We start from the raw sequence: 26,286 nt of genomic DNA on the forward strand, positions 1-26,286 counted from the left end.
CTGCATGACCTCGGCGTCATCGCTTTCTGCAGAGCCGAGCCATGCCCGGCTGGATGCCCGGCGCACCCGGATCGCAACAGCAGCCGAGCATGGCTCGGCTCTACGGAAGCACAGCGGGCGGTGCGGGTGGATCGCCGCATTGGCATGGCTGCTCATCCCTTCCGTCCACGCGGCTGATCGGCTGCAGCTCGATCCCTCCGGTCTCGATCCGACGCAGCAGCAGCTCGCCAGCCAGACCCTGGCCGACGTGCAGTCCCTGCTGCCGGAAGGCCTGCTGCGCGCTTTGCCGGCTCAGGTGCAGGTGCGCTGGAGTGATGACCTTCCCGCCGAGGTGCACGGGCGCGCTTTCGCCGGCCGCATTACGTTGCGCCGCACCCTGCTGGATGACGGCATGCCCGGCAACCGCCGTGCGCGCCGCAGTGCGCTGGTGCATGAACTGACCCACGTCGCCGACCGTGGCGGTGCGCACTGGTCGCAGAGCGTGCGATGGCGTGACCTTGCGGGCTGGCAGCGCAGGCCCTGGCACCTCGGCCGGGGCGACAACGATTTCCGTGATCGCAGCCCGGATGTCTATGAACTGGCGAACCCGGCCGAGTACCTGGCCGTGAATGCCGAGCATTTCGTGCTCGACGGCGAGTTCGCCTGCCGGCGGCCCGCGTTGGCGCAATGGTACCAGGCGCATTTCGGAACACCACCGTCGCTGCCACGGCCGCGGTGCGCCACGACGCTGCCCCTGCTGCAGGCCGAATCGGAGGAGGGCGCTGCATCGCTGCTGCAGCTCGACCCGGCGCGCGTCTACGCGGTGGACTACCTGTTCGCCGAAGGCAGTGCGCAGCCGATGAGTCGCTGGGGCCACAGCATGCTGCGGCTGGTGGTCTGCAAGCCGGGCCGCGTACCTGGGCCGGACTGCCGCCTGGACCTGGAGTACCACCGCGTGCTGTCGTTCCGCGCGTTCGTGGGCGACGTGCAGATATCCAACTGGCGTGGCCTGACCGGCGGCTATCCGTCGCGGCTGTTCGTGCTGCCCCTGCAGCAGGTGGTGGACGAGTACACCAAGGTCGAGCTGCGCGGGCTGCAGTCGCTGCCGCTGCAGCTGGGCCGCAGCGAAATCGCCAGCCTGCTCGAGCGCACCGCGCAGGTGCACTGGAGCTATGACGGGCGCTATTACTTCGTCAGCAACAACTGCGCGGTGGAAACCGCCAAGCTGCTGCAGGCCGGGGTGCCGCGCCTTGGCGAGGCGGGCCTGGCCCAACTGAGCCCGCGCGGCCTGAAGCGGCGACTGGTGCGGCTGGACGTGCTCGACGAGAGGGTACTGGCGGACCGCACTGCAGCGCAGGCGCAGGGCTACTACTTCGCCTCGGCGCGCGACCATTACCAGCAGTTGTTCGCAGTGGCCGCGGCCCAGCTGGCCTTGCCCGCTCGTGATGTGCGCGGCTGGTTGAAGCTGCCTGCACAGCAACGCGCACCGTGGCTGCTGCAGGGTGACCTGCGTGCCAGCGCCGGCCTGTTGCTGCTGGAACAGGCCGCGCAGCGGCGCGCCGAGCTGCGCGCACGCGATGTGCTCAAGCGGCAGCTGCTGGCCGCACCGGACGGCGCTGAAACGCGCAGCCTGCGCGGGTTGCTGGAGCAGAGCGGGCAGTGGCTGCGCCCGGGGACGCTGCTGCAGGATGACGGCTATGGATTGCCGCTGGGCGACGAGCAGGCGCTGCTGTCCGCGGCCGTGGCCACTGCCAGTGCGCAGGCGGTCCCGGCGTGGCAGGCATTGCGCGTCCAGCTGCGCCAGCAGCTGCCGATCCGCCAACGCGAGGAAATGGATGCGATCGACGCCAATCTGGCCGCACTCGGTGCACACCTGCGTACGCAGGCAGCCCGCCCGGCTACTGGCGCGGCAGTTCGATGACGAAGCGGCTGCCGCCGGCGCTGCCCGGGATGCAGTAGACGCGGCCACCGTGCGCGTCGGCGATGGCCTTGACCACCGCCAGGCCGAGCCCGCTGCCGCCGCCCTGGCGCGAGCGCGAACCGTCGCCACGCATGAACGGGGTGAAGATATCCGCGTGCAGTTCCGGGTCGATGCCCGGGCCCTCGTCTTCGATCGCCACCTGCACGTGGCCGGGCGTGTCATGCACTGCAATCCGCACCTTGCCCGGGCTGGCATAGCGCCGCGCGTTCTCCAGCAGCGCCAGCAATGCCTGGCGCAGGCGGGTCGGGTCGCAGTGCGCGTTGTGTTCCTCTCGGCTGGTTTCCAGCTCCAGCACGAAGCCGGCGGCGCGGAACTGTGGATCGACCAGGGTCATCACCGAATGCACCTCGGCCACCACGTCGGTGCGCGCGCGACGCACGTCCAGCCGCGCGTTGTCGGACAGGCTCAGCACGCGCAGGTCCTCGATCAGCCGTGACAGCCCTTCGACCTGGGCCAGCAGGCTGCGGAACTGCGACTCGTCTGGCTGGAACACACCCTCTGCCAGCCCCTGCAGGCGGCCACGCAGGATCGTCACCGGTGTGCGCAGCTCATGGGCGATGGCCGCGTGCCACATCGCGCGCTCGCTCTCCATGTGCTGCAGGCGGCGCGCCATCGCATTGAAGTCCTCGACCAGGGTCGCCACTTCGCCCGGCGAATTTTCCTCGACGCTGGCGCGTGCACCCAGGTCGCCGCCCGCGAGCGCACGCACGCTGTCCACCAGCGAATTCAGCGGCGACAGGATGCGGTGGGCGAGGCGGAACGAGGCGGCGATGGCCAGCGCCAGCCCGGTCAGGATCACGCCCACCATCCATGCCAGTTCCGGGCCGGTCGGCAGCCAGCTTTCCGGCTCCTCGGCACTGCCGGGGAAGAACTCGACCAGCACCGCGTACAGCAGCCACGATGACAGGATCATCATCACGATGACGCCGATCACCATCAGCGACATCGAAACGATGATGTGGCGGCTCAGCCCGGAGCGGCGCAGGGAGGGCATCAGCGATCGGCCATCAGCCGGTAGCCGACGCCACGCACGCTGGCTGGGACGTTGACCATGCCCACTTCATCCAGCTTGCGGCGCAGCTTGCTGACATGGCTGTCGACGGTGCGCTCCAGTGCTTCGCTTTCCGGCAGGCATTCGTGCATCAGCTCGCTGCGGCTGAAGATGCGCGTCGGCGCCAGCGCCATGCAGTGCAGCAGCTTGAACTCGGTGAGGGTGAGCAGCACTTCGTGGCTGTAGCCTTCGCCCTCCACGTGCACCGCGTGGGTGGCCGAGTCGATCAGCAGAGGGCCGACGCGCAACGCGGTGGGTGCGTCCACGCGCGCGGCGCGCAGCGTGCGCCGCAGTACGGCGCGCACGCGCGCGGCCACCTCGGCCGGGTTGAAGGGCTTGACCACGTAGTCATCAGCGCCCATCCGCAGCGCGGTCAGCTTGTCCAGGTCCTGGTCCAGTGCGGTCAGCATGATCACCGGCGTCTCGCCGCGCTGGCGCAGCTGGGTCAGCACGCTCCAGCCGTCCAGGCGCGGCAGCTGCACATCGAGCAGGACCAGGTCGGGCCGGGCGCTGCGGTGCAGGTCCAGTGCGCTGTGGCCATCGGCGGCGCGCAGCGTGCGCAGTCCTTCGCGTTCCAGGTAGGCGCAGAGAATGTCAGCGATCTCGGCCTCATCCTCGACGATCAGGACGAGGGCGGCGAGGGCAGGGGAGGCATGCATGCAGGGGCGGGGCCGTAAGGTGCTTGCCTCCATCGTATCTCCACAGTTCCTCCATCGAAACCCCATCATCGCCACGCAGACTGCGCGCTTCAGAACCTATCCGCCGCCTGCGCGGCATTGTGCACAGCAATGAGAACCTTCAGGACTCCGGTCGCGTTGATCGCGGCCCTCGCCTTGGCCATGACGGCCTGCTCCACTCCCGAAGCCACCCCCGAGGCGGCGCCGCGCGTCAGCGTGATCAGCGTCGGCCCGCAGGTGGTGCAACGTGACGACGAACTGCCAGGCCGCGTCGCGGCGGTGCGCACCGCGCAGATCCGCGCACAGGTGGGCGGCATCGTGCAGCGGCGCCTGTTCGACCAAGGGGCGGAAGTCAGGGCAGGCCAGGCCTTGTTCCAGATTGACCCGGCAGCGTTCCGGGCCGACGTCGATTCGGCGCTGGCCGCACTGCAGCGCAGTGAGGCGGCGTTGGGCCGCAGTCGCGTGCAGTCGCAGCGCCTGCACGCCCTGGCTGCCGCGCAGGCGGTCAGCCAGCAGCATCGGGACGACGCCAGCGCCGAGTACGAGCAGGCACGCGCGGCAGTGAATGAAGCGCGCGCGATCCTGTCCCGTCGCCAGCTCGACCTGCGCTATGCCACGGTCAGCGCACCGATTGCCGGTCGTATCGATCAGGCATTGGTGACCGAAGGTGCGCTGGTCGGCGTGGCCGATGCCGAGCCGATGGCCGTGGTACAGCAGATCGACCAGGTCTACGTGGATGTGCGCCAGCCGGCGGCGCAGCTGGAGTCGCTGCAGCGCAGTGCGGCCGGCGGCGACAAGCTGCCGGTGACGATCATCGGTGCCGCCGGCAAGCCGCTGCCCGAGCGTGGCCAGCTGCTGTTCTCCGGTATCAATGTCGATGCACGGACGGGTGATGTGATCCTGCGCATCCTGGTGGACAACCCGCGGCGGCAGCTGCTGCCCGGCATGTATGTGCGCGCGAGGGTGCCGCGGGGTGCCCCGGCCAGTGCGTTGACCGTGCCACAGCAGGCCGTGCTGCGCAGCGCCGGTGGCCAGGCCTATGCCTGGGTGATAGGCGCCGACGGCAGGGCGGTGATCCGCACGCTGGAGGTGGACGGCAGCGTCGATCGCCAGTGGCTGGTGCGCGCGGGCCTGAAGGCCGGCGAGAAAGTGGTGGTCGAGGGCCAGGAGCGCCTGCAGGAAGGCGTGGTGGTCGATGCGCGCGACTGGCAGAAGCCGGTCGCCAGCGCCGGTGCGGTGCAGGCCCGCAGCAAGGGCTGAGCCTTTCCCGGGACAGCCCCTCCAGGAAAATCCAACATGGCACGTTTCTTCATCGATCGCCCGGTGTTCGCCTGGGTGCTGGCGATCTTCATCATCCTGGCCGGCGCGCTGGCGATTCCGCGCCTGGCCGTGGAGCGCTATCCGGCGGTCGCGCCGCCCAGCGTCAGCATCTATGCCAGCTACCCGGGTGCGAGCCCGCAGACGTTGAACGATGCGGTGGTCGGCCTGATCGAGCGCGAGCTGTCCAGCGTCAAGCATCTGCTTTACTTCGAATCGTCGGTGGACACCTCCGGCGAAGCCTCGATCACCGCCACCTTCAAGCCCGGCACCAATCCGGAACTGGCGCAGGTGGACGTGCAGAACCGGATCAAGGCGATCGAGCCGCGCCTTCCGCGCAGCGTGCGGCAGAACGGCCTGTTCGTGGAGGCCGCCGATTCCGGCTTCCTGATGCTGGTCGGCCTGCGTTCGCCGGATGCCAGCGTCAGCGAGGCCGCGCTGGGCGATTTCATGGCGCGCAACATCATCGAAGAGCTGCGCCGCATCGATGGCGTCGGTCGCGTGCAGTTGTTCGGTGCCGAGCAGGCGATGCGCGTGTGGCTGGACCCGACCCGGTTGACCGGCTACGGCCTGACCATGGGCGATGTGGCCACTGCCATCGAGCAGCAGAACCTGGAGATCTCGCCGGGGCGTATCGGTGATTCGCCGGGTGTTCCGGGCCAGCGCATCACCGTGCCGCTCAGCGCCGACGGCCAGTTGTCCACGCCGGAACAGTTCGCGGCGATCGTACTGCGCGCCGGGGCCGACGGTTCACGGGTGGTGCTGGGTGATGTCGCCCGCGTCGAACTGGGCGCGCAGAGCTATGCCTGGGGCACCCGCGAGGACGGCCATCCGGCCACCGCCGCCGGGGTGCAGCTGCGGCCGGGCGCGAATGCGGTGCGCACGGCGTCGGCGGTCCGTGAGCGCATGGCCGAGCTGGCGCCGCTGTTGCCGCGCGGCGTGGAGGCGAGCATCCCGTTCGACACCGCGCCGTTCGTCAAGATCTCGATCCAGAAGGTGGTGCAGACGCTGCTGGAGGCGATGCTGCTGGTGTTCGCGGTGATGTACCTGTTCCTGCAGAACTGGCGCTACACGCTGATTCCGGCGCTGGTTGCACCGATCGCGCTGCTCGGTACCTTCGCGGTGATGCTGGCACTGGGCTTCTCGATCAACGTGCTGACCATGTTCGGCATGGTGCTGGCGATCGGCATCATCGTCGACGACGCGATCGTGGTGGTCGAGGGCGTGGAGCGGATCATGGCCGAGGAGGGCCTGCCGCCGCGCGAGGCGACCATCAAGGCGATGCGAGAGCTGACCGGCGCGGTGATCGGCATCACCCTGGTGCTGACCGCGGTGTTCATTCCGATGGCCTTGGCCAGCGGCTCGGTGGGCGCGATCTACCGCCAGTTCACCGTGGCGATGGCGGTGTCGATCCTGTTTTCGGCGGTGCTGGCACTGAGCCTGACACCGGCGCTGTGCGCGACCCTGCTGCGCCCGAACACCCACGGCCATCATGGTCGTGGCGGGCTGTTCGGCGCCTTCAATCGTGGCTTCGAGGCGTTGACCGGGCGCTACCAGCGTGGCGTGGCCTCCGTGCTGCGGCGAAGCGGCCGGGTGATGGGCGTGTTCGCCGCGCTGGTGGCGGCGCTGCTGCTGGGCCTGCACTGGCTGCCGGGCGCGTTCCTGCCGGAAGAGGACCAGGGCTATTTCATGACCTCGATCCAGCTGCCGGCCGAAGCCACCGCCGAACGCACGCTGGCGGTGATCGAAGCCTACGAACGGCACGTGGCCTCGCGCCCGGGCATCGGCTCCAACCAGTCGATCCTCGGTTACAGCTTCTCCGGTTCCGGCCCAAGCGCGGCGCTGACCTACACCATGCTGAAGGACTGGGGTGAGCGTGCTGGCGCCACCGCAGCCGGCGAGGTGGAGGCCGCGCAGCAGGCGATGGCCACGGTTGCCGAGGGCGAGGTGATGAGCGTGATGCCGCCGGCGATCGACAGCCTGGGCCGTTCGTCCGGGTTCTCGCTGGCCCTGCAGGCGCGTACCGGGCAGAGCCAGGCCGAGCTGCGCGCGGCCCTGCAGCAGCTGCTGAAGCTGGCCGAGGCCAGTCCGCTGCTGTCGGAGGTGCATGCCGATGGCCTGCCGGCAGGTATCAGCGTGCGGCTGGACATTGATCGCGCCAAGGCCGAGGCGATGGGCGTGGGCTTCGAGCACATCAGCAGCACGCTGTCAGCGGCGATGGGCTCGCAGTACGTCAATGATTTCCCCAACAAGGGCCGGTTGCAGCAGGTGATCCTGCAGGCCGACGCGCCGCATCGCATGGAACTGGAGGACGTGCTGAAACTGTACGTGCGCAACAGCGAGGGCGGCATGGTGGCGTTGTCGGAACTGGTGACCCCGCACTGGACCGAGGCGCCGCTGCAGCTGCAGCGCTACCTGGGCTTCCCGGCGTTGAATCTGTCCGGCGCACCGGCCTCCGGCGTGTCGACCGGCCAGGCCATGGCGGAGATGGAGCGGTTGGCCGGGAAGCTGCCGTCCGGTTTTGCCCTGCAGTGGACCAGCCAGTCGCTGCAGGAGCGTGAATCGGGGGCGCAGGCGCCGTGGCTGCTGTTGTTGTCGATGCTGGTGGTGTTCCTGGTGCTGGCGGCGCTGTACGAGAGCTGGTCGATTCCGCTGGCGGTGATGCTGGTGGTGCCACTCGGCCTGCTCGGTGCGGTCGCCGCGGTGCTGTTGCGTGGCATGCCCAACGATGTGTTCTTCAAGGTCGGCATGATCACCGTGATCGGGCTGTCTGCGAAGAACGCGATCCTCATTGTCGAGTTCGCGCGGCAGCTGCAGCAGCAGGGGCGCGGCCTGGTCGAGGCGGCATTGGAGGCAGCCAGGCTGCGCCTGCGCCCGATCGTGATGACCTCGCTGGCATTCGCGCTGGGCGTGGTGCCGCTGATGCTGGCGCAGGGCGCGTCGAAGGAAACCCAGCAGGCGATTGGAACCGGTGTGTTCGGCGGCATGGTCAGTGCGACCGTGCTGGCCGTGTTCTTCGTGCCGGTCTTCTATGTAGTAGTGCAGGGCGCGCGGCAGTGGATCGCGCAGCGCCTGCGCAGGCGCCGGCCGATGCCGGGAGGAACCGTGGATGGAACGGAATATCGTTGAAGATCTGCATGAGCAGCAGTTGATGGCGCTGGAGCAGCGCCTGTGCGCTGCGCTGCTGGAAAATGACCACGATGCGTTGAACGCGCTGGTATCGCCGGCCTTGTTCATGATGGAAGGCCACGGCGGCCGCATGCTCGATCTGCCATGGCTGGGCGATTGGCTGGCCGGCAGCCTGCAGGTGCGAAGCCTGCAGCTGCACGCGGTGGAGGCGCTGCTGTGTGGCCGCCTGGCGTTGCTGTCCAGCGACGTGCGGTTGTCCGTGTGGCGGCAGGGCCGGGAGCGTGAAGTGAAGCTGCGCCTGCTGCGGGTCTGGACCTGCAGTTCCGCCGGCAGCGGTGCGCAGCTGTTGTCGATGGCGGTACTGGCCGCGTGAGTACGGTCAGGCCGCTTTCAGGCCGCGCTCACCGGCAGGTGGTAGGGTCGAAGGTCTCTGTAGTGTCGACAAGGAGTCGAGCCATGCGTGTAGTTCCCAGTCTGTTGGCAGCCTCGCTCGGGTTGGTGCTGGCCGCGTGCCAGCCGGCCCAGGCACCCGCTGCGGGCGGCACCGATGCCGCGCCGCCGGCGGCGCCCGAACCGGCTGCCAGCACCAGCGCCGGTACCGGCAGCGAGACCACGTACCAGTGTGGTGATCTGAGCGTGCGCGCGGCCTTCAATGGCGAGGATGCGGCCACGGTGGTGATCGGCGAACGTACCTTCGCCATGACCTCCGAACGTGCGGCGTCGGGTGCCAGGTACGGTGATGGCCAGGGCAACAGCTTCTGGACCAAGGGCAGCGATGACGGCCTGTTGAGCCTGAAGGGCGAGGCGGACCGCGAGTGCCATGCGGTCGAAGCGACCGAAGGCGATGGCAGCGCGGGCACGGCCGCGTTCCGCGCCACGGGCAACGAGCCGGGCTGGTTGGCGGTCGTCGATGGCGACGCGCCGGGCCTGAGGGTGGAAGTTGACTATGGCGAGCGTCGCTTCGACGTCGCCACGCCCACCGAAGGTGCTGACGGTTGGAGTGGCAAGGCGTCCGACGGTACCGACGTCAAGCTCAGCTTCCAGCGCACCACCTGCCAGGACGACATGAGCGGCGAGGCGTTCGATGCCAAGGTGAACCTGACCATCGGCACCCGCCAGTATCACGGCTGCGGCAACTTCGGCGGGAAGCAGCCGTAAGCCTTCTGTAGAGCCGAGCCCACGCTCGGCTCTACACGATCGCTACATCCGATGCGCTGCCCGCTGCCTGCGGCGAGCACGCCGCAAGCAGGGACAGGCAGCCGATCAGCGCAAGGCGCTTAGTCGGCACGGCCGGCGAATTCGCCGGTGGCGGTGTTCACCAGCACGCGTTCGCCGTTGACGATGTATTCCGGCACCATGATCTCGATGCCGGTGTTGAGCTTGGCCGGCTTCGGGCGCTTGGTGGCAGTGCCGCCCTTCAGTTCCGGCGGGGTCTCGATCACTTCCAGCACCACCGAGGCCGGCAGCTGGATCGCCACCGGCTGCTCGTCGATCACCTGCACGTAGATGCCGGTCAGGCCGTCGGTGATGTAGCCGGCGTCATCGCCGATCACGTCCGCGTCCAGGGTGTAGGGGGTGTAGTCCTCGTCATCGAGGAACACGAAGGCATCGCCGTCCTTGTACGAATAGGTGGACTGGCGGCGCAGCAGTTCGACCTCGACCAGGTTGTCGTCGGCATCGAAGCTGGCGTCGAGCTTGTTGCCGCCCGGCACGCTGTACATGATGAAGCGGAAGCGGACGTTGCCGCCGCGACCCTGCGGCGAGCTGCGCTCGATGTCGCGGATCTGGTATACGCCGTTGTTGTACTCGACGACGTTGCCCTTCTTGATGTCGTTGGCTTTCATGGTGATCTAGGTCGTTGGGGGAGGGCGCCGTCCCGGCGCCCGGGGGGAATCACTTCGGAGCGAGGCGGGTAGCGCCGTCCAGGCGGATGGTCTCGCCGTTGAGGTAGGTGTTGCCGAGGATGAAGCCGACCAGGCTGGCGAAGTCTTCCGGCTTGCCCAGGCGCGACGGGAACGGGATCGAGGCGGCCAGCGACTGCTGCACGGCTTCGGGCATGCCATCGACCATCGGCGTCCAGAACACGCCAGGAGCAATCGTATTGACGCGGATGCCGAAGCGCGACAGTTCGCGCGCCATCGGCAGCGTCATCGACACCACGCCGCCCTTGCTGGCGGCATACGCGGCCTGGCCGATCTGTCCTTCATAGGCAGCGATGCTGGCGGTGTTGATGATCACGCCGCGCTCGCCGTCTTCGCCGGCGTCGTTGTGCTGCATGCGGTTGGCCGCGGCCTTGGCGACGTTGAAGCTGCCGACCAGGTTGACCATCACCGTGCCCTGGAAGCCGGCCAGCGGCATCGGGCCTTCCTTGCCGAGCACGCGACCGGCGCCGAGGATGCCGGCGCAGTTCATCGCCACGTTCAGGCCGCCGAGGAAATCGTGGGCCCGGTCGATGGCTGCAGCCACGGCCGCCTCATCGCTGACATTGACATTGAAATAGCGGGCCTTGTCGGCACCCAGCCCGGCAACGGCAGCTGCACCCTTGTCGTCGTTGAGGTCGAACAGAGCCACCTTGCCGCCCTGGGCGACGAGGTGCTGGGCCACGGCCAGGCCGAGGCCGGAGACGCCGCCAGTGATCACGGCACGTACGGAAGACAGCTGCATTGAACGGTCCTGCAGGTTCGAGAACCGCCGATTCTAACGGAAGCGGCGACCGTCGCCGTTGTGCGCTGCGCCGCCCGAGCGGGAGCGGCGCAGCGGGGTGCTCAGCCGGTCGCTGCGAGCGCCTGGCCGGTGCGGCTGGCGGTGGCGCGGCCGAGCAGGCCGGCCAGCCAGCGGCCGGTCTCGGCCAGTGCCGGCAGGTCCACGCCACTGTCCAGGCCCAGGCCCTGCAGCAGGTAGACCACGTCCTCGCTGGCGACGTTGCCGCTGGCCCCCTTCGCGTACGGGCAGCCACCGGCGCCCGAGACTGCACTGTCGACCACGCGCACGCCTGCTTCCAGGCAGGTGGCGATGTTGGCGATGGCCTGGCCGTAGGTGTCGTGGAAGTGCACGGCCAAGGCTTCCATCGGGATCTCGGCAGCGACCGCCTGCAGCATCGCCCGTGCCTTGCGTGGGGTGCCGACGCCGATGGTGTCGCCCAGCGAGATTTCGTAACAGCCCATCTGGTGCAGCGCGCGCGCCACCCGCACCACGTCGGCCAGCGGCACCTCGCCCTGGTAGGGGCAGCCGAGCACGGTGGAGACGTAGCCGCGCACGCGCACGCCATCGGCGGCGGCGCGGCGCAGTATCGGCTCGAACCGGGCCAGCGATTCGTCGATGCCGGCATTGGTGTTGGTGCGGTTGAAGGCCTCGGACGCAGCGGTGAACACCGCCACTTCCTCCACGCCCACCGCGCGGGCGCGGTCGTAGCCCTGTTCGTTCGGCACCAGCACCGGGTAGTGGATGCCCGGCCGGCGCTGGATGCCGGCGTAGACCTCGGCGGCATCGGCCAGCTGCGGAATCCACTTCGGGCTGACGAAACTGGTCGCCTCGATGCTGCGCAGGCCGGTGGCCGACAGGCGGTTGATCAGTTCGATCTTGTCGGCGGTGGACACCAACTGCTTTTCGTTCTGCAGGCCATCACGCGGGCCGACCTCGACAATGCGGACGTAATCGCTCATGCGGCTGCCCCATCGGCGGGGCGGTGGCAGACCGCCTCGATGTTGTTGCCGTCCGGGTCGAGCACGAAGGCGGCGTAGTAATCCGGGTGATACCACGGGCGCAGGCCCGGGGCGCCGTTGTCGCGGCCACCGGCGGCGAGGGCGGCGGCGTGGAAGGCGTCCACCTGCGCGCGGCTGGCGCAGGCGAAGGCCACGTGCACGCCGTGGCTGGCGGTGCCGCCATTGCCGAGCCAGAAGAACGGCTTGCTGTCGCTGCCGAAGCCGATGTGGTCGTGGTCGCCGGTCTGTTCGGCGCTCACTTCCATCACCACGCCGATCTGCAGCGGCGCCAGTGCCTGCAGGAAGAAGGTCCTGCTGCGCGCCAGGTCGGCGCTGGTCAAACCAAGATGATCGAGCATGTTCAGGCTTCCGTGACCCAGTGAGGGGCGCGCTTGTCGAGGAAGGCGCCCAGGCCTTCCTGGCCCTCGGCGGACACCCGAAGGCGCGCGATCAGGGCCGCATTATCCCGATCCAGGGTGTCGCGGTCATGGCTGTCGCGGACCTGCCGGACCAGCTGCTTGGCGGTGGACGAGGCGATCGGGCCGGCCTTGTCGAGCAGGGCCAGCTGGCGCTCCAGCGCCTCGTCCAGGCGCTCGGGCTCGACCAGCTGGTGGACCAGGCCGATGCGCAGCGCAGTCTCGCCATCGAAGTGCTCGCCGGTGGCGAACCAGCGACGGGCCTGGCGCGGACCGATGGCCTCGATCACATAGGGCGAGATCACCGCGGGCAGCAGGCCCAGGCGGCTTTCGGTCAGGCCGAAGCGCGCCGAGCTGCTTGCGATGGCGATGTCGCAGCAGGCGACCAGGCCGACGCCGCCACCGAAGGCCGCGCCATGGACCCGGGCCAGGGTCGGCTTGGGCAGCTCGTCCAGGGTGCGCATCAGTCGCGCCAGGGCCAGCGAGTCCTCGCGGTTGTCGGCCTCGCTGGCGGCGGCCATGCCGCGCATCCACTGCATGTCGGCACCGGCCGAGAAGGAGGCGCCGTGACCGGCCACCACCACGGCCCGGATCGATTCGTCGCGTCCGGCGGCCTCCAGCGCGGCGGTCAGCCGGGCGATCAGGCTGGCGTCGAAGGCGTTGTGCAGCTCCGGCCGGTTCAGCCAGAGGGTGAGGACGGCGCCACGGCGCTCGATCTGCAAAGCATCGTTCATGGGATTCCAGGGTCACTCCATACCTGTATGGATCATAGCGGGCCATTGGTCATGGGCCATGACGCGACGCGGGAATGTTAGAATCGAGAACCATTTACATCCAGCAGAGAACACGCTAGATGACGCTGTCCGAACTGCCGCTGCACACCTCGGCCGTGGTCGAGTCCGTGCAGGACCTGCATGCCAACGATGCCATTGCCCGTCGCCTGCGCGAGCTGGGTTTCGTGAATGGCGAGGAAGTGCGCCTGGTGGCCAAGGGCCCGGTGGGCGGCGAGCCGCTGCTGGTGCAGGTCGGGTTCACCCGGTTCGCGCTGCGGATCAGTGAAGCCAAGCGGGTCGTGGTCGACGCCGCCAGCCAGGAACGACGTGCATGACCGCAATCGCCGCCACCGCCCCCCTGCGCATCGCGCTGGTCGGTAACCCCAACAGCGGCAAGACCGCGCTGTTCAACCAGCTGACCGGCAGCCGGCAGAAGGTCGCCAACTACACCGGCGTCACCGTCGAGCGCAAGGAGGGCCGCCTGCGCGCGCCGTCCGGCCGTGAATTCGCCGTGCTTGACCTGCCGGGCGCCTACAGCCTGCATCCGGCCAGCCTGGACGAGGCGATCACCCGTGACCTGTGCCGGGGCTTCTACCCGGGCGAGGCCGCGCCGGACGTGCTGCTGTGCGTGATCGACGCCACCAACCTGCGCCTGCACCTGCGCTTCGCGCTGGAACTGCGCGAGCTGGGCAAGCCGATGGTGGTGGCCCTGAACATGGTCGACGCGGCCCAGCGCCGCGGCATCCAGGTGGATGTGGCCGCGCTGGAACGCGAGCTGGGCGTGCCGGTGGTGGAGACCGTGGCGGTGCGCAAGCAGGGCGCCAAGGCCCTGGTCGAGCGCCTGGACGCCATGGTGCCGCACCTGGATGCGCCGGTGCCGGGCCCGGAAGGTGGCATCGATTACCACGCCAAGGTGCGCGGGATCCTGTCGGTCGCCGTGCGCATGCCGGCACGGACCGCGAAGATCGACGACGCGCTGGACCGCTGGCTGCTGCACCCGGTGTTCGGCCTGGTCAGCCTGGCGGTGGTCATGTTCCTGATCTTCCAGGCGGTGTACGCCTGGGCGACGCCGCTGATGGACGGCATCGAGGCTGGCTTCGCCTGGCTCGGCACCTTTGTTGGCAGCGTGCTGCCGGAAGGCCCGCTGGCCAGCCTGCTGACCGACGGCATCATCGCAGGCGTCGGCGGCGTGGTGGTGTTCCTGCCGCAGATCCTGATCCTGTTCTTCTTCATCCTGGTGCTGGAGGAGTCCGGCTACCTGCCGCGTGCGGCGTTCCTGCTCGACCGCATGATGGCGGCCGCCGGCCTGTCCGGCCGCTCGTTCATCCCGCTGCTGTCCAGCTTCGCCTGCGCGGTGCCGGGCATCATGTCCACGCGCAGCATCCAGGACCCGCGTGACCGCCTGGCCACGATCCTGGTGGCGCCGCTGATGACCTGCTCGGCGCGCCTGCCGGTGTACGCGCTGCTGATCGGTGCGTTCATTCCGCAGAAGACGGTGTGGGGCGTGTTCAACCAGCAGGGCCTGGTGCTGTTCGGCCTGTATGCGGCGGGCATTCTCAGCGCGCTGGCGATGTCGTGGATCATGAAGAAGTGGCGTCGCGACAAGAGCGAGCACCCGCTGATGCTGGAGCTGCCGTCGTACCGCCTGCCGCATGTGCGCGACCTGGCGGTGGGGCTGTACGAGCGCGGCATGATCTTCCTCAAGCGCGTCGGCGGCATCATCCTGGCGCTGACCATCCTGCTGTGGGTGCTGCTGTCGTTCCCGGCGGCACCGGCCGACGCCACGATGCCAGCCATCGACTACAGCTACGCCGGCCAGATCGGCCATGCGATGGCGGTGTTCTTCGCGCCGCTGGGCTTCAACTGGCAGATCTGCATCGCGCTGATCCCGGGCCTGGCCGCGCGCGAGGTGGCGGTGTCTTCGCTGGCCACCGTGTATGCGCTGTCGGCCGCCGATGACGATGCCGCCAGCCAGGCGCTGACCCCGCTGATCAGCGATGGCTGGTCGCTGGCGACCGCGCTGTCGCTGCTGGTCTGGTACATCTACGCCCCGATGTGCATCTCGACGCTGGCCACCATCAAGCGCGAGACCAATTCGTGGAAGCAGATGGGCTTTGCCGCGTTCTACCTGTTCGCAGCGGCTTATGTGGCCGCACTGATCACCTACCAGGTGACCAGGGCGCTGGGAGGCGGCTGATGGATACCGGCCTGCTGATCCAGTACCTGATCATCGCGGTGGCTGTGCTGGTCAGTGCCTGGGTGGTGCTGAAGAAGCAGTTCCCGGGCACCGTGCGCACGCTGCGCGGTGCGTTGGCGTTGGCCCTGTTGAAGCCGGGCCGCGCCGCCTGGCTGCAGGCGCTGGGGCGGAAGATCGCGCCGCCGGCAACGGGCGGTGGTGGTGCCTGTGGCGGTTGCGACAGCTGCGGGCCGAGCAAGAAGTAGCGTCGAGCCATGCTCGACGGCGGCCGGCCGGTGGGTGCGAACCTTCGGCCGGTGGTGCGGGCCTTCGCCCTGTGGGTGCGAACCTTGGTTCGCACGCTCTCGGGATTCAGACCTCTCTGCGGATGATCGCCCGGAAGTTCCCGTCCCGGTTCAATCGCCGCACCGATTCCCTGTTCCCATGGGCTGCCGCGAAACCTGCCACGTCGGCCAGGGCATCGAGCAGCAGGGCCTTCAACGCGTCGCGGTTACCGGCCTCCAGCAGGTCATCAAGATCCTGCTGGATGAAGGTCCGGCGCAGGCCCGGCGTTTCTTCGATCCGCCAGTCGACATGGGGCGTGGGGATGCTGGAGCGGTACCGGAAAGCCGTTTCAAGATCGTCAGGCGCGAGGGGATACGCGAGCAGTTCCGGAAAGTAGAGTCCAGCATTCACATAGAAGCCCCGGCTTTCGCTGGCGCGCTGGTGATTCACGACAAGCAGCGCGGCGTCCAGCAAGCGGTAGCGGGTCGTCGACGTCCCGGCAAAGCCGGTCTTCCTGGCGCACTTGCTGAAGACAGTCGAGGATTTCATGGGCTTTGCCTGGGCCGTAACAAGGGCCCACAGCCTTGAGGCGCAGTGCCTGACGGTCAATTGGCAAACGCGACACCCGCAACGAGCGCCCCAGGTGGGTGCGAACGCTCCAGGTGGGTGCGAACCTTGGTTCGCACGCTCTTCCAGCTAGTTGGCCCGTGAGCCCAGCTCCGCTGCCAACGCCAGCCACCGGTTGCGTTGCTCCGGCGAGCTGCTGCGCACCGCACCGAGTCGGCTGACCCGCACCGGGCGGATGCCGCAGAATTCCAGAATAGTGGCGCGGATCTGGGTGATGCCCGGGTCGCGGTAGATCCAGCGGTAATACCAGGGCGGCGTATCCAGCGTGGTGATCACCCGTGCGCTGCGACCGGCCAGCAGCCGGTCCCACCAGACTGAATCGCGCCGGTAGCGGAAGGCGTACCCCGGCAGCAGCACGCGATCGAAGAAGCCCTTCAGCAGCGCCGGCATCGCGCCCCACCAGGTGGGATAGACCAGCACCAGATGGTCGCAGGCCTCGATCGCATCCGCAGTGTCCTGCAGGTCGGCTTCCAGCGGCTGGATCTGGCGGTAGCCATGGCGCAGCACCGGATCGAACTCGAGTTCGCCCAGTGCGATCAGGCGCACCCGATGGCCAGCATTCTCGGCGGCGGTGGCGTAGCGCTGGGCGAGGGCACCGCACAGGCTGTCGCGGTCGGGATGGCCGAGCAGGATCAGGATGGAACGGGACACGGCAACCTCGGGCAATGGAAAGTGCGCGAGGTTGGGCTATGCCCTTGGGGCAGAGTCAACCACCAGCGGCGCAGCAGCTGGGCTCCAGGATGCAGTCACCGCTACCGGAGTGCAGCCACTGCCGCAGTTCGTCGCTGACCTGCTGCAGGTCGAGCTCGACCTGCGCCAGCCGTGCCCGCTCGCTGGCGATGCGGCTGCGTTGTTGCTCAAGCAGGGCCAGCACCGCGGGCCAGTCGAGCCGTCCGTCGCGGCCCTGCAGGCGGGAGATCGCGGCCAGGGTGATGCCCAGCGCCAACGCCTGGCGGATCAGCTGCACCCAGGCCACATCCTGTTCGCCGTAGTCGCGATAGCGGTTCAGCCGCGGCACCGGCGGCAGTAGTCCGCGCGCCTCGTACAGGCGGATGGCCTTGGCGCTGGCGCCGGTCAGGCGGCTGACCTCGGAAATGCGCATTGGCTCAGTCCCGCACCAGCCCGCCATCGACCACCAGGTTCTGCCCGGTCACCGCGCGCGACCAGGGGCTGGCGAAGAACAGCGCGGCATCGGCGAATTCTGCTGGCGTGGTAACGCTGCGCAGTGGCGTGTTGGCGGCGATGTAGTCGAACACTGCCTCCGGCGTGGCAGCGCTGGCATCGGTGGTGCGCAGCAGGCCGCCGGACAGCATGTTCACGGTGATGCCATGTGGGCCGAGGTCGCCGGCCAGCGTGCGCGTGAGGGACAGTAGCGCGGCCTTGGCGGCGGTGTAGTCGTGGTAGGGCACGACCGGGTTCTGGAACAGGTTGGTGCCGATGTTGATGATGCGGCCGAAGCGGCGGGCCTGCATGCCGGGCAGGGCGGCCTGCACGGTGTTCAGCGCGCCGCGCACGCTGCCCTCGAACTGCGCCTGGAACGCCGACCAGCCGATATCGGCGGCGCCGTCGCGGGCATCACCATTGAACGAGAACGCGGCGAGCGCGTTGTTGACCACGGTGGTGACGCCCTGGCCGAAGTGGGCCAGGGCGTGCTGCAGCATTGCATCGACCTGGCTGCGGTCGGTGACGTCGGCCGGCAGCGCGATCGCCTGTCCGCCCAGCTCGGCGGCCAGCGCCCGTGCGGGGCCTTCGCTGCGGTGGTAGTTGACGATGACGCGCGCACCCTGCGCCGCGAACGCGCGGGCGATGTGCTGGCCAAGGCCGCGGCCGGCGCCGGTGACCAGCACCAGCTGTTCGCTGATCTGCATGAAGGGGCTGCCATCCATTGCATGAAAGGGCATGCAGCGTAGCAGTGATGGCGCTTGCCGGAGCAGGCGTGCTGCCGCTAGCCTGCAGGCATGAACCAGACTCCCCTGCGATTGCTCATTCACGGCGCCTCCGGGCGCATGGGCCAGGCCCTGCTGCGGCTGGCCGCCGAACATCCCGAAACCCTGCAGATCGTGGCCGCAGTGACCGGCCGTGCGCCGGCACAGCGCGTGGTCGACGGCGTGCCGTTCTTCGGCGCCAGTGAGCTGCCCGGCGCGCCGGTGTTCGATGTGGCGATCGACTTCAGCCTGCCGGAGGGCTTCGACCCGATGCTGGCGCTGTGCGTGGAGCGGGGTGCCGGGCTGGTGTCGGGCACCACCGGTATCTCCAGCACGCAGCGCCAGGCGCTGGAGGCCGCGGCGGCGAAGATCCCGCTGGTATGGGCCTCGAACTTCAGCCTGGGCGTGGCGGTACTGGACGAGCTGGTGGAGCGCGCGGCGCAGGCGCTGGCCGGCTGGGACTGCGACATCGTCGAATCGCACCACACCCAGAAGAAGGATGCGCCATCGGGCACCGCGCTGACCCTGGGCGCGGCCGCGCAGCGGGGCGGGGCGGAGCCGCACTACGCCAGCCTGCGTGCCGGTGACATCGTGGGCGAGCACCTGGTGCAGTTCACCGGTCTGGGCGAGCGCATCGAGCTGGTGCATCGGGCCACCAACCGCGACATCTTCGCCCGCGGCGCCCTGTTCGCCGCGCGCCAGCTGCAGGGGCGGGCGCCGGGCAGCTACCGGGTAAGGGATCTGCTGCAGTAGGGCGGGCTGATTCCTGGGGTCGGATCCCTTTCCTGCGGAAAGGGCTCTGACCCCATCCGAGGGCGCCTGGGGTCAGAGCCTTTCCCATTCGGGAAATGGATCCGACCCCGCCTCCGGCCCGCATACGCCATCGGATTGAAATGAATGCGCAATCGCCTGTTCATGAAGCGCGATAACCGCTGGCGCGAGCGCCCCGGCAGCGCTACAATTCGCACTCGCCGAATCACGAAAGCCGGACCGGTCCCAGACCGTACGTCCGCGCTTTTTTGCAACCGGATTTCCGTGAAGCGCAGGCGTGACTTCGGCAGCCCCCTCGGTAGCCAAAGTGAGATTCCCGTGACCCAAGCCGCAATCCTCGTCCTCGAAGACGGCACCGTATTCGAGGGCGAATCCGTAGGCGCGCCCGGCCTGTCCGTCGGTGAGGTGGTGTTCAACACCGCCATGACCGGCTATCAGGAAGTGCTGACCGACCCGTCCTACGCCCGGCAGATGGTCACGCTGACCTATCCGCATATCGGTAACACCGGCATGACCGACCAGGACAACGAAGCGTCCAAGGTGTGGTCGGCCGGCCTGATCGTGCGCGACGTTCCGCGCCGCCCCAGCAACTGGCGCAGCCAGGTGTCGCTGCAGGACTGGCTGATCCAGCGTGGCGTGGTCGCCATCGCCGGCATCGACACCCGCAAGCTGACCCGCATCCTGCGCGAGAAGGGCGCGCAGAACGGTGCGCTGATGGCCGGCGACATCGACGTGGAAAAGGCACTGGAAGCCGCCCGCAAGTTCCCGGGGCTGAAGGGCATGGATCTGGCCAAGGTCGTCACTACCGAGAAGACCTACACCTGGACCGAGGGCCAGCTGGACCTGGATGCCAACGCTTTCGTCAGCGTGCCGGCCCGGTTCAAGGTCGTGGCCTACGACTTCGGCGTGAAGACCAACATCCTGCGCATGCTGGCCGAGCGTGGCTGCGAAGTGACCGTGGTACCGGCGCAGACCCCGGCCGCCGAAGTGCTGGCCCTGAAGCCGGACGGCGTGTTCCTGTCCAACGGCCCGGGTGACCCGGAGCCGTGTGACTACGCCATCGAAGCGATCAAGACCTTCATCGATGTGAAGATCCCGACCTTCGGCATCTGCCTGGGCCACCAGCTGCTGGGCCTGGCCTCGGGCGCGCAGACCATGAAGATGGGCCATGGCCACCACGGTGCCAATCACCCGGTGCAGGACCTGGACAGCGGCCGGGTGATGATCACCTCGCAGAACCACGGCTTCGCGATCGATGAAGCGACCCTGCCGCCGACCCTGCGCGTGACCCACCGTTCGCTGTTCGACGGCACCAACCAGGGTGTCGCCCGCACCGACGTGCCGGCGTTCTCGTTCCAGGGCCACCCGGAAGCGTCGCCGGGCCCGACCGATGTCGGTCCGCTGTTCGACCGCTTCGTGGTGCTGATGGAGCAGGCCAAGGCGTGATCAGTACGCCGCCGGCCCCCCGGTGGCGTCGCGATGGACCGTAAACCCCGCATCGCTGCTGCCCCCGGCGCGGCGCTGCGGATCAAGATTCCTGATCGACAGCGTGCGATCACTCCCCCTTGTCACGCTGTACTGACTTAGAGAAGAAAATGCCCAAGCGCACTGACCTCAAGACCATCCTCATCATCGGTGCTGGCCCGATCGTCATCGGCCAGGCCTGCGAGTTCGACTACTCCGGCGCCCAGGCCTGCAAGGCCCTGCGTGACGAGGGTTACCGCGTGGTGCTGGTCAACAGCAACCCGGCCACGATCATGACCGACCCGGAGATGGCCGACGCCGTCTACATCGAGCCGATCAACTGGCAGACGGTCGAGAAGATCATCGCCAAGGAAAAGCCCGATGCGCTGCTGCCGACCATGGGTGGCCAGACCGCGCTGAACTGCGCGCTGGACCTGGCCGACAACGGCGTGCTGGAGAAGTACAACGTCGAACTGATCGGCGCCAAGCGCGAAGCGATCCGCATGGCCGAAGACCGCGAGCTGTTCCGCGTGGCCATGGGTGAGATCGGCCTGGAATGCCCGACCGCCGCCGTCGCCCACACCCTGGACGAAGCGCTGGAGATCCAGACCCGCGTCGGCTACCCGACCATCATCCGCCCCAGCTTCACTCTGGGCGGCAGCGGTGGCGGCATCGCCTACAACCGCGAAGAGCTGGTCGAGATCGTCAGCCGCGGCCTGGAACTGTCGCCGACCACCGAGGTGCTGGTGGAAGAGTCGGTGCTGGGCTGGAAGGAATTCGAGATGGAAGTGGTCCGCGATACCGCGGACAACTGCATCATCGTCTGCTCGATCGAGAACCTGGACCCGATGGGCGTGCACACCGGTGACTCGATCACCGTGGCGCCGGCACAGACCCTCACCGACAAGGAATACCAGCGCCTGCGCGATGCCTCCATCGCCGTGCTGCGCAAGATCGGCGTCGATACCGGTGGCTCGAACGTGCAGTTCGGCATCAACCCGAAGACCGGCCGCGTGGTCGTCATCGAGATGAATCCGCGCGTGTCACGTTCCTCGGCGCTGGCCTCCAAGGCCACCGGCTTCCCGATCGCCAAGGTCGCCGCCAAGCTCGCCGTGGGTTACACCCTGGACGAACTGAAGAACGAGATCACCGGCGGCCTGACCCCGGCCTCGTTCGAGCCGTCCATCGATTACGTCGTCACCAAGATCCCGCGCTTCGCCTTCGAGAAGTTCCCGGCCGCCGACGCCCGCCTGACCACCCAGATGAAGTCGGTGGGCGAGGTGATGGCGATGGGCCGCACCTTCCAGGAGTCGGTGCAGAAGGCCCTGCGTGGCCTGGAAACCGGCAAGGTCGGCTTCGACCCGACCGGCCTGGACCTGGCCAACGAAGACGACCTGCAGACCCTGCGTCGCGAGCTGAAGGCGCCGGGCCCGGAGCGCCTGTTCTTCGTCGCCGATGCGTTCCGCGCCGGCATGAGCGTGGAAGAGATCTACGCACTGTCGTTCATCGACCACTGGTTCCTGGACCAGATCGAGGAAATCATCGCTGCAGAAGGCGAAGTCGCGGCCGGTGGCATCGACGCGCTGGACGCCGCACGCCTGCGCAAGCTGAAGCGTGCTGGCTTCTCCGATGCGCGCCTGGCGCAGCTGACCGGCACCAATGAAGCCGCCATCCGCGCGCTGCGTCGTGCGCACAAGGTGCGCCCGGTCTACAAGCGCGTGGACTCCTGTGCGGGTGAATTCTCCACCGGTACCGCCTACCTGTACTCGACCTACGAGGACGAGTGCGAGGCCGCGCCGAGCAACCGCGACAAGATCATGATCCTGGGCGGTGGCCCGAACCGCATCGGCCAGGGCATCGAGTTCGACTACTGCTGCGTGCACGCCGCACTGGCGCTGCGCGAGGATGGCTATGAAACCATCATGGTCAACTGCAACCCGGAAACCGTGTCGACCGACTACGACACCTCCGACCGCCTGTACTTCGAACCGCTGACCCTGGAAGACGTGCTGGAGATCGTCGAACTGGAACAGCCGAAGGGCGTGATCGTGCAGTACGGCGGCCAGACCCCGCTGAAGCTGGCGCGCGCGCTGGAAGCCAATGGCGTGCCGGTGATCGGCACCAGCCCGGACTCGATCGACCTGGCCGAAGACCGCGAGCGCTTCCAGCAGCTGGTCGACACGCTGGGCCTGAAGCAGCCGCCGAACCGCATCGCCCGCAACGACCAGGAAGCCCTGCTGCTGGCCCGCGAGATCGGCTACCCGCTGGTGGTGCGCCCGAGCTACGTGCTGGGCGGCCGTGCGATGGAAATCGTCTACGGCGAAGCCGACCTGGCCCGCTACGTGCGCGACGCGGTGAAGGTGTCCAACGATTCGCCGGTGCTGCTGGACCGCTTCCTCGACAACGCCGTGGAGTGCGACGTCGACATCATTGCCGATGCCCAGGGCAACGTCCTGATCGGTGGCGTGATGGAGCACATCGAAGAAGCCGGCGTGCACTCGGGCGATTCCTCGTGCTCGCTGCCGCCGTACTCGCTGTCGGCTGAAACCCAGGCCGAGCTGCGCCGCCAGGTGGTGGAGCTGGCCAAGGCCCTGAACGTGGTCGGCCTGATGAACACCCAGTTCGCGATCCAGACCAGCGACGAGGGTGCCGACACCATCTACCTGCTGGAAGTGAACCCGCGTGCCTCGCGCACCGTGCCGTTCGTGTCCAAGGCCACCGGCATGCCGCTGGCCAAGATCGCCGCCCGCTGCATGGCCGGCAAGACGCTGGCGGAGCAGGGCGCGACCAAGGAAATCGTGCCGGACTACTACTCGGTGAAGGAAGCGATCTTCCCGTTCGCCAAGTTCCAGGGCGTCGACCCGATCCTCGGGCCGGAGATGCGCTCCACCGGTGAGGTGATGGGCGTGGGCCGCACCTTCAACGCCGCCTTCGCGCGGGCGCAGGAAGCCGGCGGCATCAAGGCGCCGCCGGTTGGCAAGGCCTTCGTCTCGGTGCGTGATCCGGACAAGAAGCGCGTGCTGCCGGTGGCCAAGGCGCTGCTGGCGCGCGGCTACAGCCTGGTCGCCACCCGTGGCACCGCCGCCTGGCTGCAGCAGCACGGCATGGACTGCGAGATCATCAACAAGGTGGTCGAAGGCCGTCCGCACATCGTCGACTCGATCAAGAACGGCGAGATCGTCTACATCGTCAACACGACCGAAGGTCGTTCGGCGATCAACGACTCGTTCTCGATCCGTCGCGAGGCGCTGCAGCATCGCGTCACCTACTCGACCACCATTGCCGGCGCCAAGGCGCTGGTGGATTCACTGGAATTCCGCGGCACCGGTCCCGTCTGGTCGCTGCAGGAGCTGCACAAGGAGTTGAATGCATGAGAGCCCCCATCACCATGAAGGGCGCGCAGAAGCTGCGCGACGAACTGGATCACCTGAAGTCGGTCAAGCGCCCGAAGGTGATCGCCGCCATCGCCGAAGCGCGTGAGCATGGCGACCTGAAGGAGAACGCCGAGTACCACGCCGCGCGCGAGGAACAGGGCTTCATCGAAGGCCGCATCAAGCAGCTGGAAGGCGAGCTGTCGCACGCCGAGATCATCGACGTGAGCAAGCTCAACGCCGGCTCCAAGGTGGTGTTCGGCGCCAGCGTGACGCTGGCCGACGTGGAAACCGACGAAGAGAAGAAGTACCAGATCGTCGGTGACCTGGAAGCGGACATCAAGCTGGGCCTGATCGCGATTTCCTCGCCGGTGGCGCGCGCGATGATCGGCAAGCTGGAAGGCGATTCGATCGTGATCGACGCCCCGGCCGGCCAGCGCGAGTACGAGATCGTCAGCGTCAGCTACGTGGACTGACACGGTGGCAACGGCGACCCTGCTGTTGCCGGCCCGCAGCCGCTTTGCCGCGGCTGCGTTGCCGGACGATGTGGCACGTGCGCTCGGCCGTGCCACGACCGTGCAGGTCGCGCCGGGCGAACGCGCGCAGCTGACGCGCCATTTTGCGGTTGCCGCGCCGCACTGGCCGGTGGCCGCGTTGACCCGCCAGCGCGACGTCGGCGATGCCGCCGGCGCCAGCTGGCTGCGTGCCGATCCGGCCTGCATGGTGCCGGACATGCATGGCGCGCGGATGATGGCCTACGGCGAAACGCTGCGGCCGACGCTGGCCGACAGCCTGGCCCTGCTGCCGGTGCTGCAGCCCTTGTTTGCCGATGCCGGGTTCGTGCTTGACGCACCGGACCCGTCGCGCTGGTACCTGCGGCTTCCAATCGACCTGGTGCTGCCGGACTTCAATAGTCCGGACGAGGTGCTGGGCGATGACCTGTTCTCGCATCTGCCGGAGGGCGAGGGCGGCCGTCGCTGGCGGGCGCTGATGACCGAAGCGCAGGTACTGCTGCACAACCATTCCTGGAACCAGCAGCGCGCCGCTCAGGGACAACAGCCGATCAATTCGCTGTGGTTCTGGGGCGGTGGCGTGATGCCGGTGTCGGTCAGCACGCCGCACGCACAGGTGCGCAGCCGCGATGCCCTGCTGCAGGGCCTGGCCCTGGCGGCTGGCGTAGCCGTCGATGGCGAACAGGCGGTGGATGCACTGGTCGACCTGCGCCAGCTGCGTTCGCTGCAGCAGCTCGGCAATGATGCAATCCGGCCGCTGCTGGCCGCGCTGAAGCGTGGCGAGCTGCAGCGGCTGGTGCTGGATTTCGAGGACGGCCTGCAGTTCCAGCTGGACCGCGGCCAGCGCTGGCAGTTCTGGAAGAAGCCGCGGCAGCTTCACGATTGATCGGGGTCGACCGATCGGGGTCGGATCCGTTTTCCATCGGAAAACGGCTCTGACCCCCAGGGTTTGTCGGGGTTGCCGACCAGCGGCCGGCACTACCGCAGGTAGCGGCGCCTCAACGGACCTCGCTGACCACCGTCGGCAGTGTCCAGTGCCCGCCGAGCATATTGCGACACTGGCCCGTCGTGAAATCGCTGCTCTTCACGAAGCGCTCCCCGTCCCACACCCAGTCATTGGCGGAGATGCAATCGCCGACACCGCGGCCTCGGGAGCGGCCTCGCAGCGTAGCGTCATCGCGGTCAAAATCTTCGGCCAGGTTGGTGACAAAGGTCGCTTGGTAAGGCGATCTGTCTCGCACCACCCAGTAGGCGTTGCTCATGTTGTAGGCACCCACGAAGCAACTGGTGCTTGCCAGTACATGCTGGGCGTCCAGTCGCTGGATCTCGATCTCATCTGCCCCGCCATCGCTCAGGCGGCCGCACTCATCCGGCTTCGGCAGGCTGGCGATCAGCGCCTTGCGCAGGCCCGGTGCCTTGGCCAGCGCCGCGTCCGAGGCGCGCGGTGCCATCAGCGTGCCGCGCACGATCACTGGCACCGGCAACGCCGCAGGCACGCTCGCTTCGGGCTTGTCGCCACGCCGCACCAGCGCACCGGGCGTGCCCAGCCGGCCCTGGGCCTCGTCCATCTTCAGCAGTACGGCCGCTGCGCCGCTGTCGGAGATCGGCCACGCCTTGCCCTTGCCGTCGATGATCTCGATGCGTGCCTGGCGCGGCAGTGCGGCGACCAGTGCATCGGTCTGTGCCTGCTGCAACAACACGTTGTCCCCGTCGCCGGTGTCGTGCACCGGGCCCAGGTCCTTGCCGTTCAGGCGCAGGCGCAGCGCCCCGGTCGGCGTCGGGCTTTCGCCATCCTCGCCATTGCGCAGCCGCGCGAGCACCTTCGTACCCGGGCCGCCCGCGCGTTCCAGCATCAGGCTGAGCAGATTGCCGGGTTCTTCCGGGCTGTAGCCGGCGGCGCGGCAGGTGCGGGTGTTGTCACAGGCCAGCGACCAGTCGTTGTGCTGGAACTGCACGCCGGCCTTCGGTTCGGGCGTGGCGGCGTGGGCGGCCGGGGCCAGGGCGAGGCCCAGCAGCGCGGGAAGCAGCGTGCGATGCATGCGTTGAAGTCCATTTCCGGGCCGACAAGCATGGAAGATATGCTGGCAGATTCCAAATGCTCGCGATCGGGGTGGAGCCTCCTGCGGGCAGA

General features: G+C 68.2%; 25 protein-coding genes. 13 read left to right on the forward strand and 12 right to left on the reverse strand.

What is annotated here, in order from left to right; translation table 11 throughout:
• Positions 1 to 4: 4 nt before the first annotated feature.
• Positions 5 to 1,900: a DUF7844 domain-containing protein gene (locus AC5P56_RS13120; RefSeq protein ID WP_495231719.1), complete on the forward strand. Its 1,896-nt coding sequence runs from the start codon at positions 5 to 7 to the stop codon at positions 1,898 to 1,900.
• Here the strand turns inward: AC5P56_RS13120 and AC5P56_RS13125 are convergent.
• Together AC5P56_RS13125 and AC5P56_RS13130 are read right to left on the reverse strand one after the other, a co-directional pair.
• Positions 1,878 to 2,954 (reverse strand): ATP-binding protein, encoded by a 1,077-nt coding sequence (locus tag AC5P56_RS13125; protein ID WP_014646977.1) that lies wholly within the window; start codon positions 2,952 to 2,954, stop codon positions 1,878 to 1,880. The two genes, AC5P56_RS13120 and AC5P56_RS13125, sit on opposite strands and share 23 nt — an antisense overlap.
• Positions 2,954 to 3,670 carry a response regulator gene (locus tag AC5P56_RS13130; RefSeq protein WP_014646978.1) on the reverse strand — a complete coding sequence of 239 codons (717 nt, stop codon included), beginning with the start codon at positions 3,668 to 3,670 and terminating at the stop codon, positions 2,954 to 2,956. Before AC5P56_RS13130 ends, AC5P56_RS13125 begins: the two co-directional genes overlap by 1 nt.
• A gap of 129 nt (positions 3,671 to 3,799) precedes the next feature.
• Between AC5P56_RS13130 and AC5P56_RS13135 the strand changes: the two genes are divergently transcribed.
• The 4 genes from AC5P56_RS13135 to AC5P56_RS13150 all read left to right on the forward strand — a co-directional run bounded on the left by AC5P56_RS13135 (position 3,800) and on the right by AC5P56_RS13150 (position 9,292).
• Entirely contained in the window at positions 3,800 to 4,948 is a 1,149-nt protein-coding gene (locus AC5P56_RS13135) for an efflux RND transporter periplasmic adaptor subunit (RefSeq protein WP_495231720.1), read from the forward strand.
• A 36-nt stretch (positions 4,949 to 4,984) separates the two neighbouring features.
• Positions 4,985 to 8,134, forward strand: coding sequence for a multidrug efflux RND transporter permease subunit (locus AC5P56_RS13140; RefSeq protein ID WP_495231721.1), 3,150 nt, complete (start codon positions 4,985 to 4,987; stop codon positions 8,132 to 8,134).
• A complete protein-coding gene (locus tag AC5P56_RS13145) occupies positions 8,115 to 8,507 on the forward strand; it encodes a nuclear transport factor 2 family protein (RefSeq protein WP_075077090.1) in 393 nt (130 codons plus the stop codon). The genes AC5P56_RS13140 and AC5P56_RS13145 overlap by 20 nt, the downstream gene beginning before the upstream one ends.
• Before the next feature lie 83 nt (positions 8,508 to 8,590).
• On the forward strand, positions 8,591 to 9,292 hold the full coding sequence (locus AC5P56_RS13150; protein ID WP_495231722.1) for a COG3650 family protein: 702 nt from the start codon (positions 8,591 to 8,593) through the stop codon (positions 9,290 to 9,292).
• 119 nt (positions 9,293 to 9,411) lie between these two features.
• Here AC5P56_RS13150 and yeiP read toward each other — a convergent pair whose 3' ends face one another.
• From yeiP to AC5P56_RS13175, 5 genes are all read right to left on the reverse strand, one after another.
• Positions 9,412 to 9,978, reverse strand: coding sequence for an elongation factor P-like protein YeiP (gene yeiP / locus AC5P56_RS13155; protein WP_005409468.1), 567 nt, complete (start codon positions 9,976 to 9,978; stop codon positions 9,412 to 9,414).
• Positions 9,979 to 10,027: 49 nt separating this feature from the next.
• Entirely contained in the window at positions 10,028 to 10,798 is a 771-nt protein-coding gene (locus tag AC5P56_RS13160; protein ID WP_049440081.1) for an SDR family oxidoreductase, read from the reverse strand.
• Positions 10,799 to 10,899: 101 nt separating this feature from the next.
• Entirely contained in the window at positions 10,900 to 11,796 is an 897-nt protein-coding gene (locus tag AC5P56_RS13165) for a hydroxymethylglutaryl-CoA lyase (RefSeq protein ID WP_262094264.1), read from the reverse strand.
• Positions 11,793 to 12,194 carry a VOC family protein gene (locus AC5P56_RS13170; protein ID WP_262094263.1) on the reverse strand — a complete coding sequence of 134 codons (402 nt, stop codon included), beginning with the start codon at positions 12,192 to 12,194 and terminating at the stop codon, positions 11,793 to 11,795. Before AC5P56_RS13170 ends, AC5P56_RS13165 begins: the two co-directional genes overlap by 4 nt.
• A 2-nt stretch (positions 12,195 to 12,196) precedes the next feature.
• Complete coding sequence (locus tag AC5P56_RS13175; protein ID WP_262094262.1) at positions 12,197 to 12,985, reverse strand: enoyl-CoA hydratase/isomerase family protein; 789 nt, start codon at positions 12,983 to 12,985, stop codon at positions 12,197 to 12,199.
• Between the two features lie 119 nt (positions 12,986 to 13,104).
• Here AC5P56_RS13175 and AC5P56_RS13180 point away from each other — a divergent pair, with 119 nt between their 5' ends.
• Genes AC5P56_RS13180 through AC5P56_RS13190 form a run of 3 tightly spaced genes read left to right on the forward strand, consistent with a single transcriptional unit; the run spans position 13,105 to position 15,466 of the window.
• Entirely contained in the window at positions 13,105 to 13,359 is a 255-nt protein-coding gene (locus AC5P56_RS13180) for a FeoA family protein (RefSeq protein WP_005416370.1), read from the forward strand.
• The gene (gene feoB, locus AC5P56_RS13185) at positions 13,356 to 15,221 is read left to right on the forward strand and encodes a ferrous iron transporter B (protein ID WP_032959475.1); all 1,866 of its coding nucleotides are present in this window, start codon (positions 13,356 to 13,358) and stop codon (positions 15,219 to 15,221) included. Before AC5P56_RS13180 ends, feoB begins: the two co-directional genes overlap by 4 nt.
• Positions 15,221 to 15,466, forward strand: a complete 246-nt coding sequence (locus AC5P56_RS13190; protein ID WP_049440085.1) for a DUF6587 family protein — start codon at positions 15,221 to 15,223, stop codon at positions 15,464 to 15,466. Before feoB ends, AC5P56_RS13190 begins: the two co-directional genes overlap by 1 nt.
• A 106-nt stretch (positions 15,467 to 15,572) precedes the next feature.
• Here the strand turns inward: AC5P56_RS13190 and AC5P56_RS13195 are convergent, their stop codons facing one another.
• The 4 genes from AC5P56_RS13195 to AC5P56_RS13210 form a co-directional block, all read right to left on the reverse strand.
• The gene (locus AC5P56_RS13195; RefSeq protein WP_049440087.1) at positions 15,573 to 16,034 is read right to left on the reverse strand and encodes a DUF4304 domain-containing protein; all 462 of its coding nucleotides are present in this window, start codon (positions 16,032 to 16,034) and stop codon (positions 15,573 to 15,575) included.
• A gap of 147 nt (positions 16,035 to 16,181) precedes the next feature.
• The gene (locus tag AC5P56_RS13200) at positions 16,182 to 16,763 is read right to left on the reverse strand and encodes an NAD(P)H-dependent oxidoreductase (protein WP_049408776.1); all 582 of its coding nucleotides are present in this window, start codon (positions 16,761 to 16,763) and stop codon (positions 16,182 to 16,184) included.
• A gap of 55 nt (positions 16,764 to 16,818) precedes the next feature.
• Entirely contained in the window at positions 16,819 to 17,214 is a 396-nt protein-coding gene (locus AC5P56_RS13205) for a MerR family transcriptional regulator (protein ID WP_049440088.1), read from the reverse strand.
• Positions 17,215 to 17,218: 4 nt separating this feature from the next.
• On the reverse strand, positions 17,219 to 17,980 hold the full coding sequence (locus AC5P56_RS13210) for a 3-oxoacyl-ACP reductase (protein WP_414611750.1): 762 nt from the start codon (positions 17,978 to 17,980) through the stop codon (positions 17,219 to 17,221).
• Positions 17,981 to 18,070: 90 nt separating this feature from the next.
• On the opposite strand from AC5P56_RS13210, the gene dapB reads away from it, so the two are divergent.
• The 5 genes from dapB to AC5P56_RS13235 all read left to right on the forward strand — a co-directional run bounded on the left by dapB (position 18,071) and on the right by AC5P56_RS13235 (position 25,041).
• Positions 18,071 to 18,790 (forward strand): 4-hydroxy-tetrahydrodipicolinate reductase, encoded by a 720-nt coding sequence (gene dapB, locus AC5P56_RS13215; RefSeq protein WP_080052982.1) that lies wholly within the window; start codon positions 18,071 to 18,073, stop codon positions 18,788 to 18,790.
• 336 nt (positions 18,791 to 19,126) lie between these two features.
• Complete coding sequence (gene carA, locus AC5P56_RS13220; protein WP_014646993.1) at positions 19,127 to 20,254, forward strand: glutamine-hydrolyzing carbamoyl-phosphate synthase small subunit; 1,128 nt, start codon at positions 19,127 to 19,129, stop codon at positions 20,252 to 20,254.
• A gap of 149 nt (positions 20,255 to 20,403) precedes the next feature.
• On the forward strand, positions 20,404 to 23,646 hold the full coding sequence (carB, locus tag AC5P56_RS13225; RefSeq protein ID WP_014646994.1) for a carbamoyl-phosphate synthase large subunit: 3,243 nt from the start codon (positions 20,404 to 20,406) through the stop codon (positions 23,644 to 23,646).
• Positions 23,647 to 23,654: 8 nt separating this feature from the next.
• The gene (gene greA / locus AC5P56_RS13230) at positions 23,655 to 24,119 is read left to right on the forward strand and encodes a transcription elongation factor GreA (RefSeq protein WP_026347191.1); all 465 of its coding nucleotides are present in this window, start codon (positions 23,655 to 23,657) and stop codon (positions 24,117 to 24,119) included.
• A 4-nt stretch (positions 24,120 to 24,123) separates the two neighbouring features.
• Positions 24,124 to 25,041, forward strand: coding sequence for a Regulatory protein, RpfE type (locus tag AC5P56_RS13235; RefSeq protein WP_014646995.1), 918 nt, complete (start codon positions 24,124 to 24,126; stop codon positions 25,039 to 25,041).
• 112 nt (positions 25,042 to 25,153) lie between these two features.
• Here the strand turns inward: AC5P56_RS13235 and AC5P56_RS13240 are convergent, their stop codons facing one another.
• Complete coding sequence (locus AC5P56_RS13240; protein WP_049440092.1) at positions 25,154 to 26,194, reverse strand: DUF1176 domain-containing protein; 1,041 nt, start codon at positions 26,192 to 26,194, stop codon at positions 25,154 to 25,156.
• Positions 26,195 to 26,286: the final 92 nt, after the last annotated feature.

This window comes from Stenotrophomonas sp. YJH_SMC_131 (genome assembly GCF_059367975.1).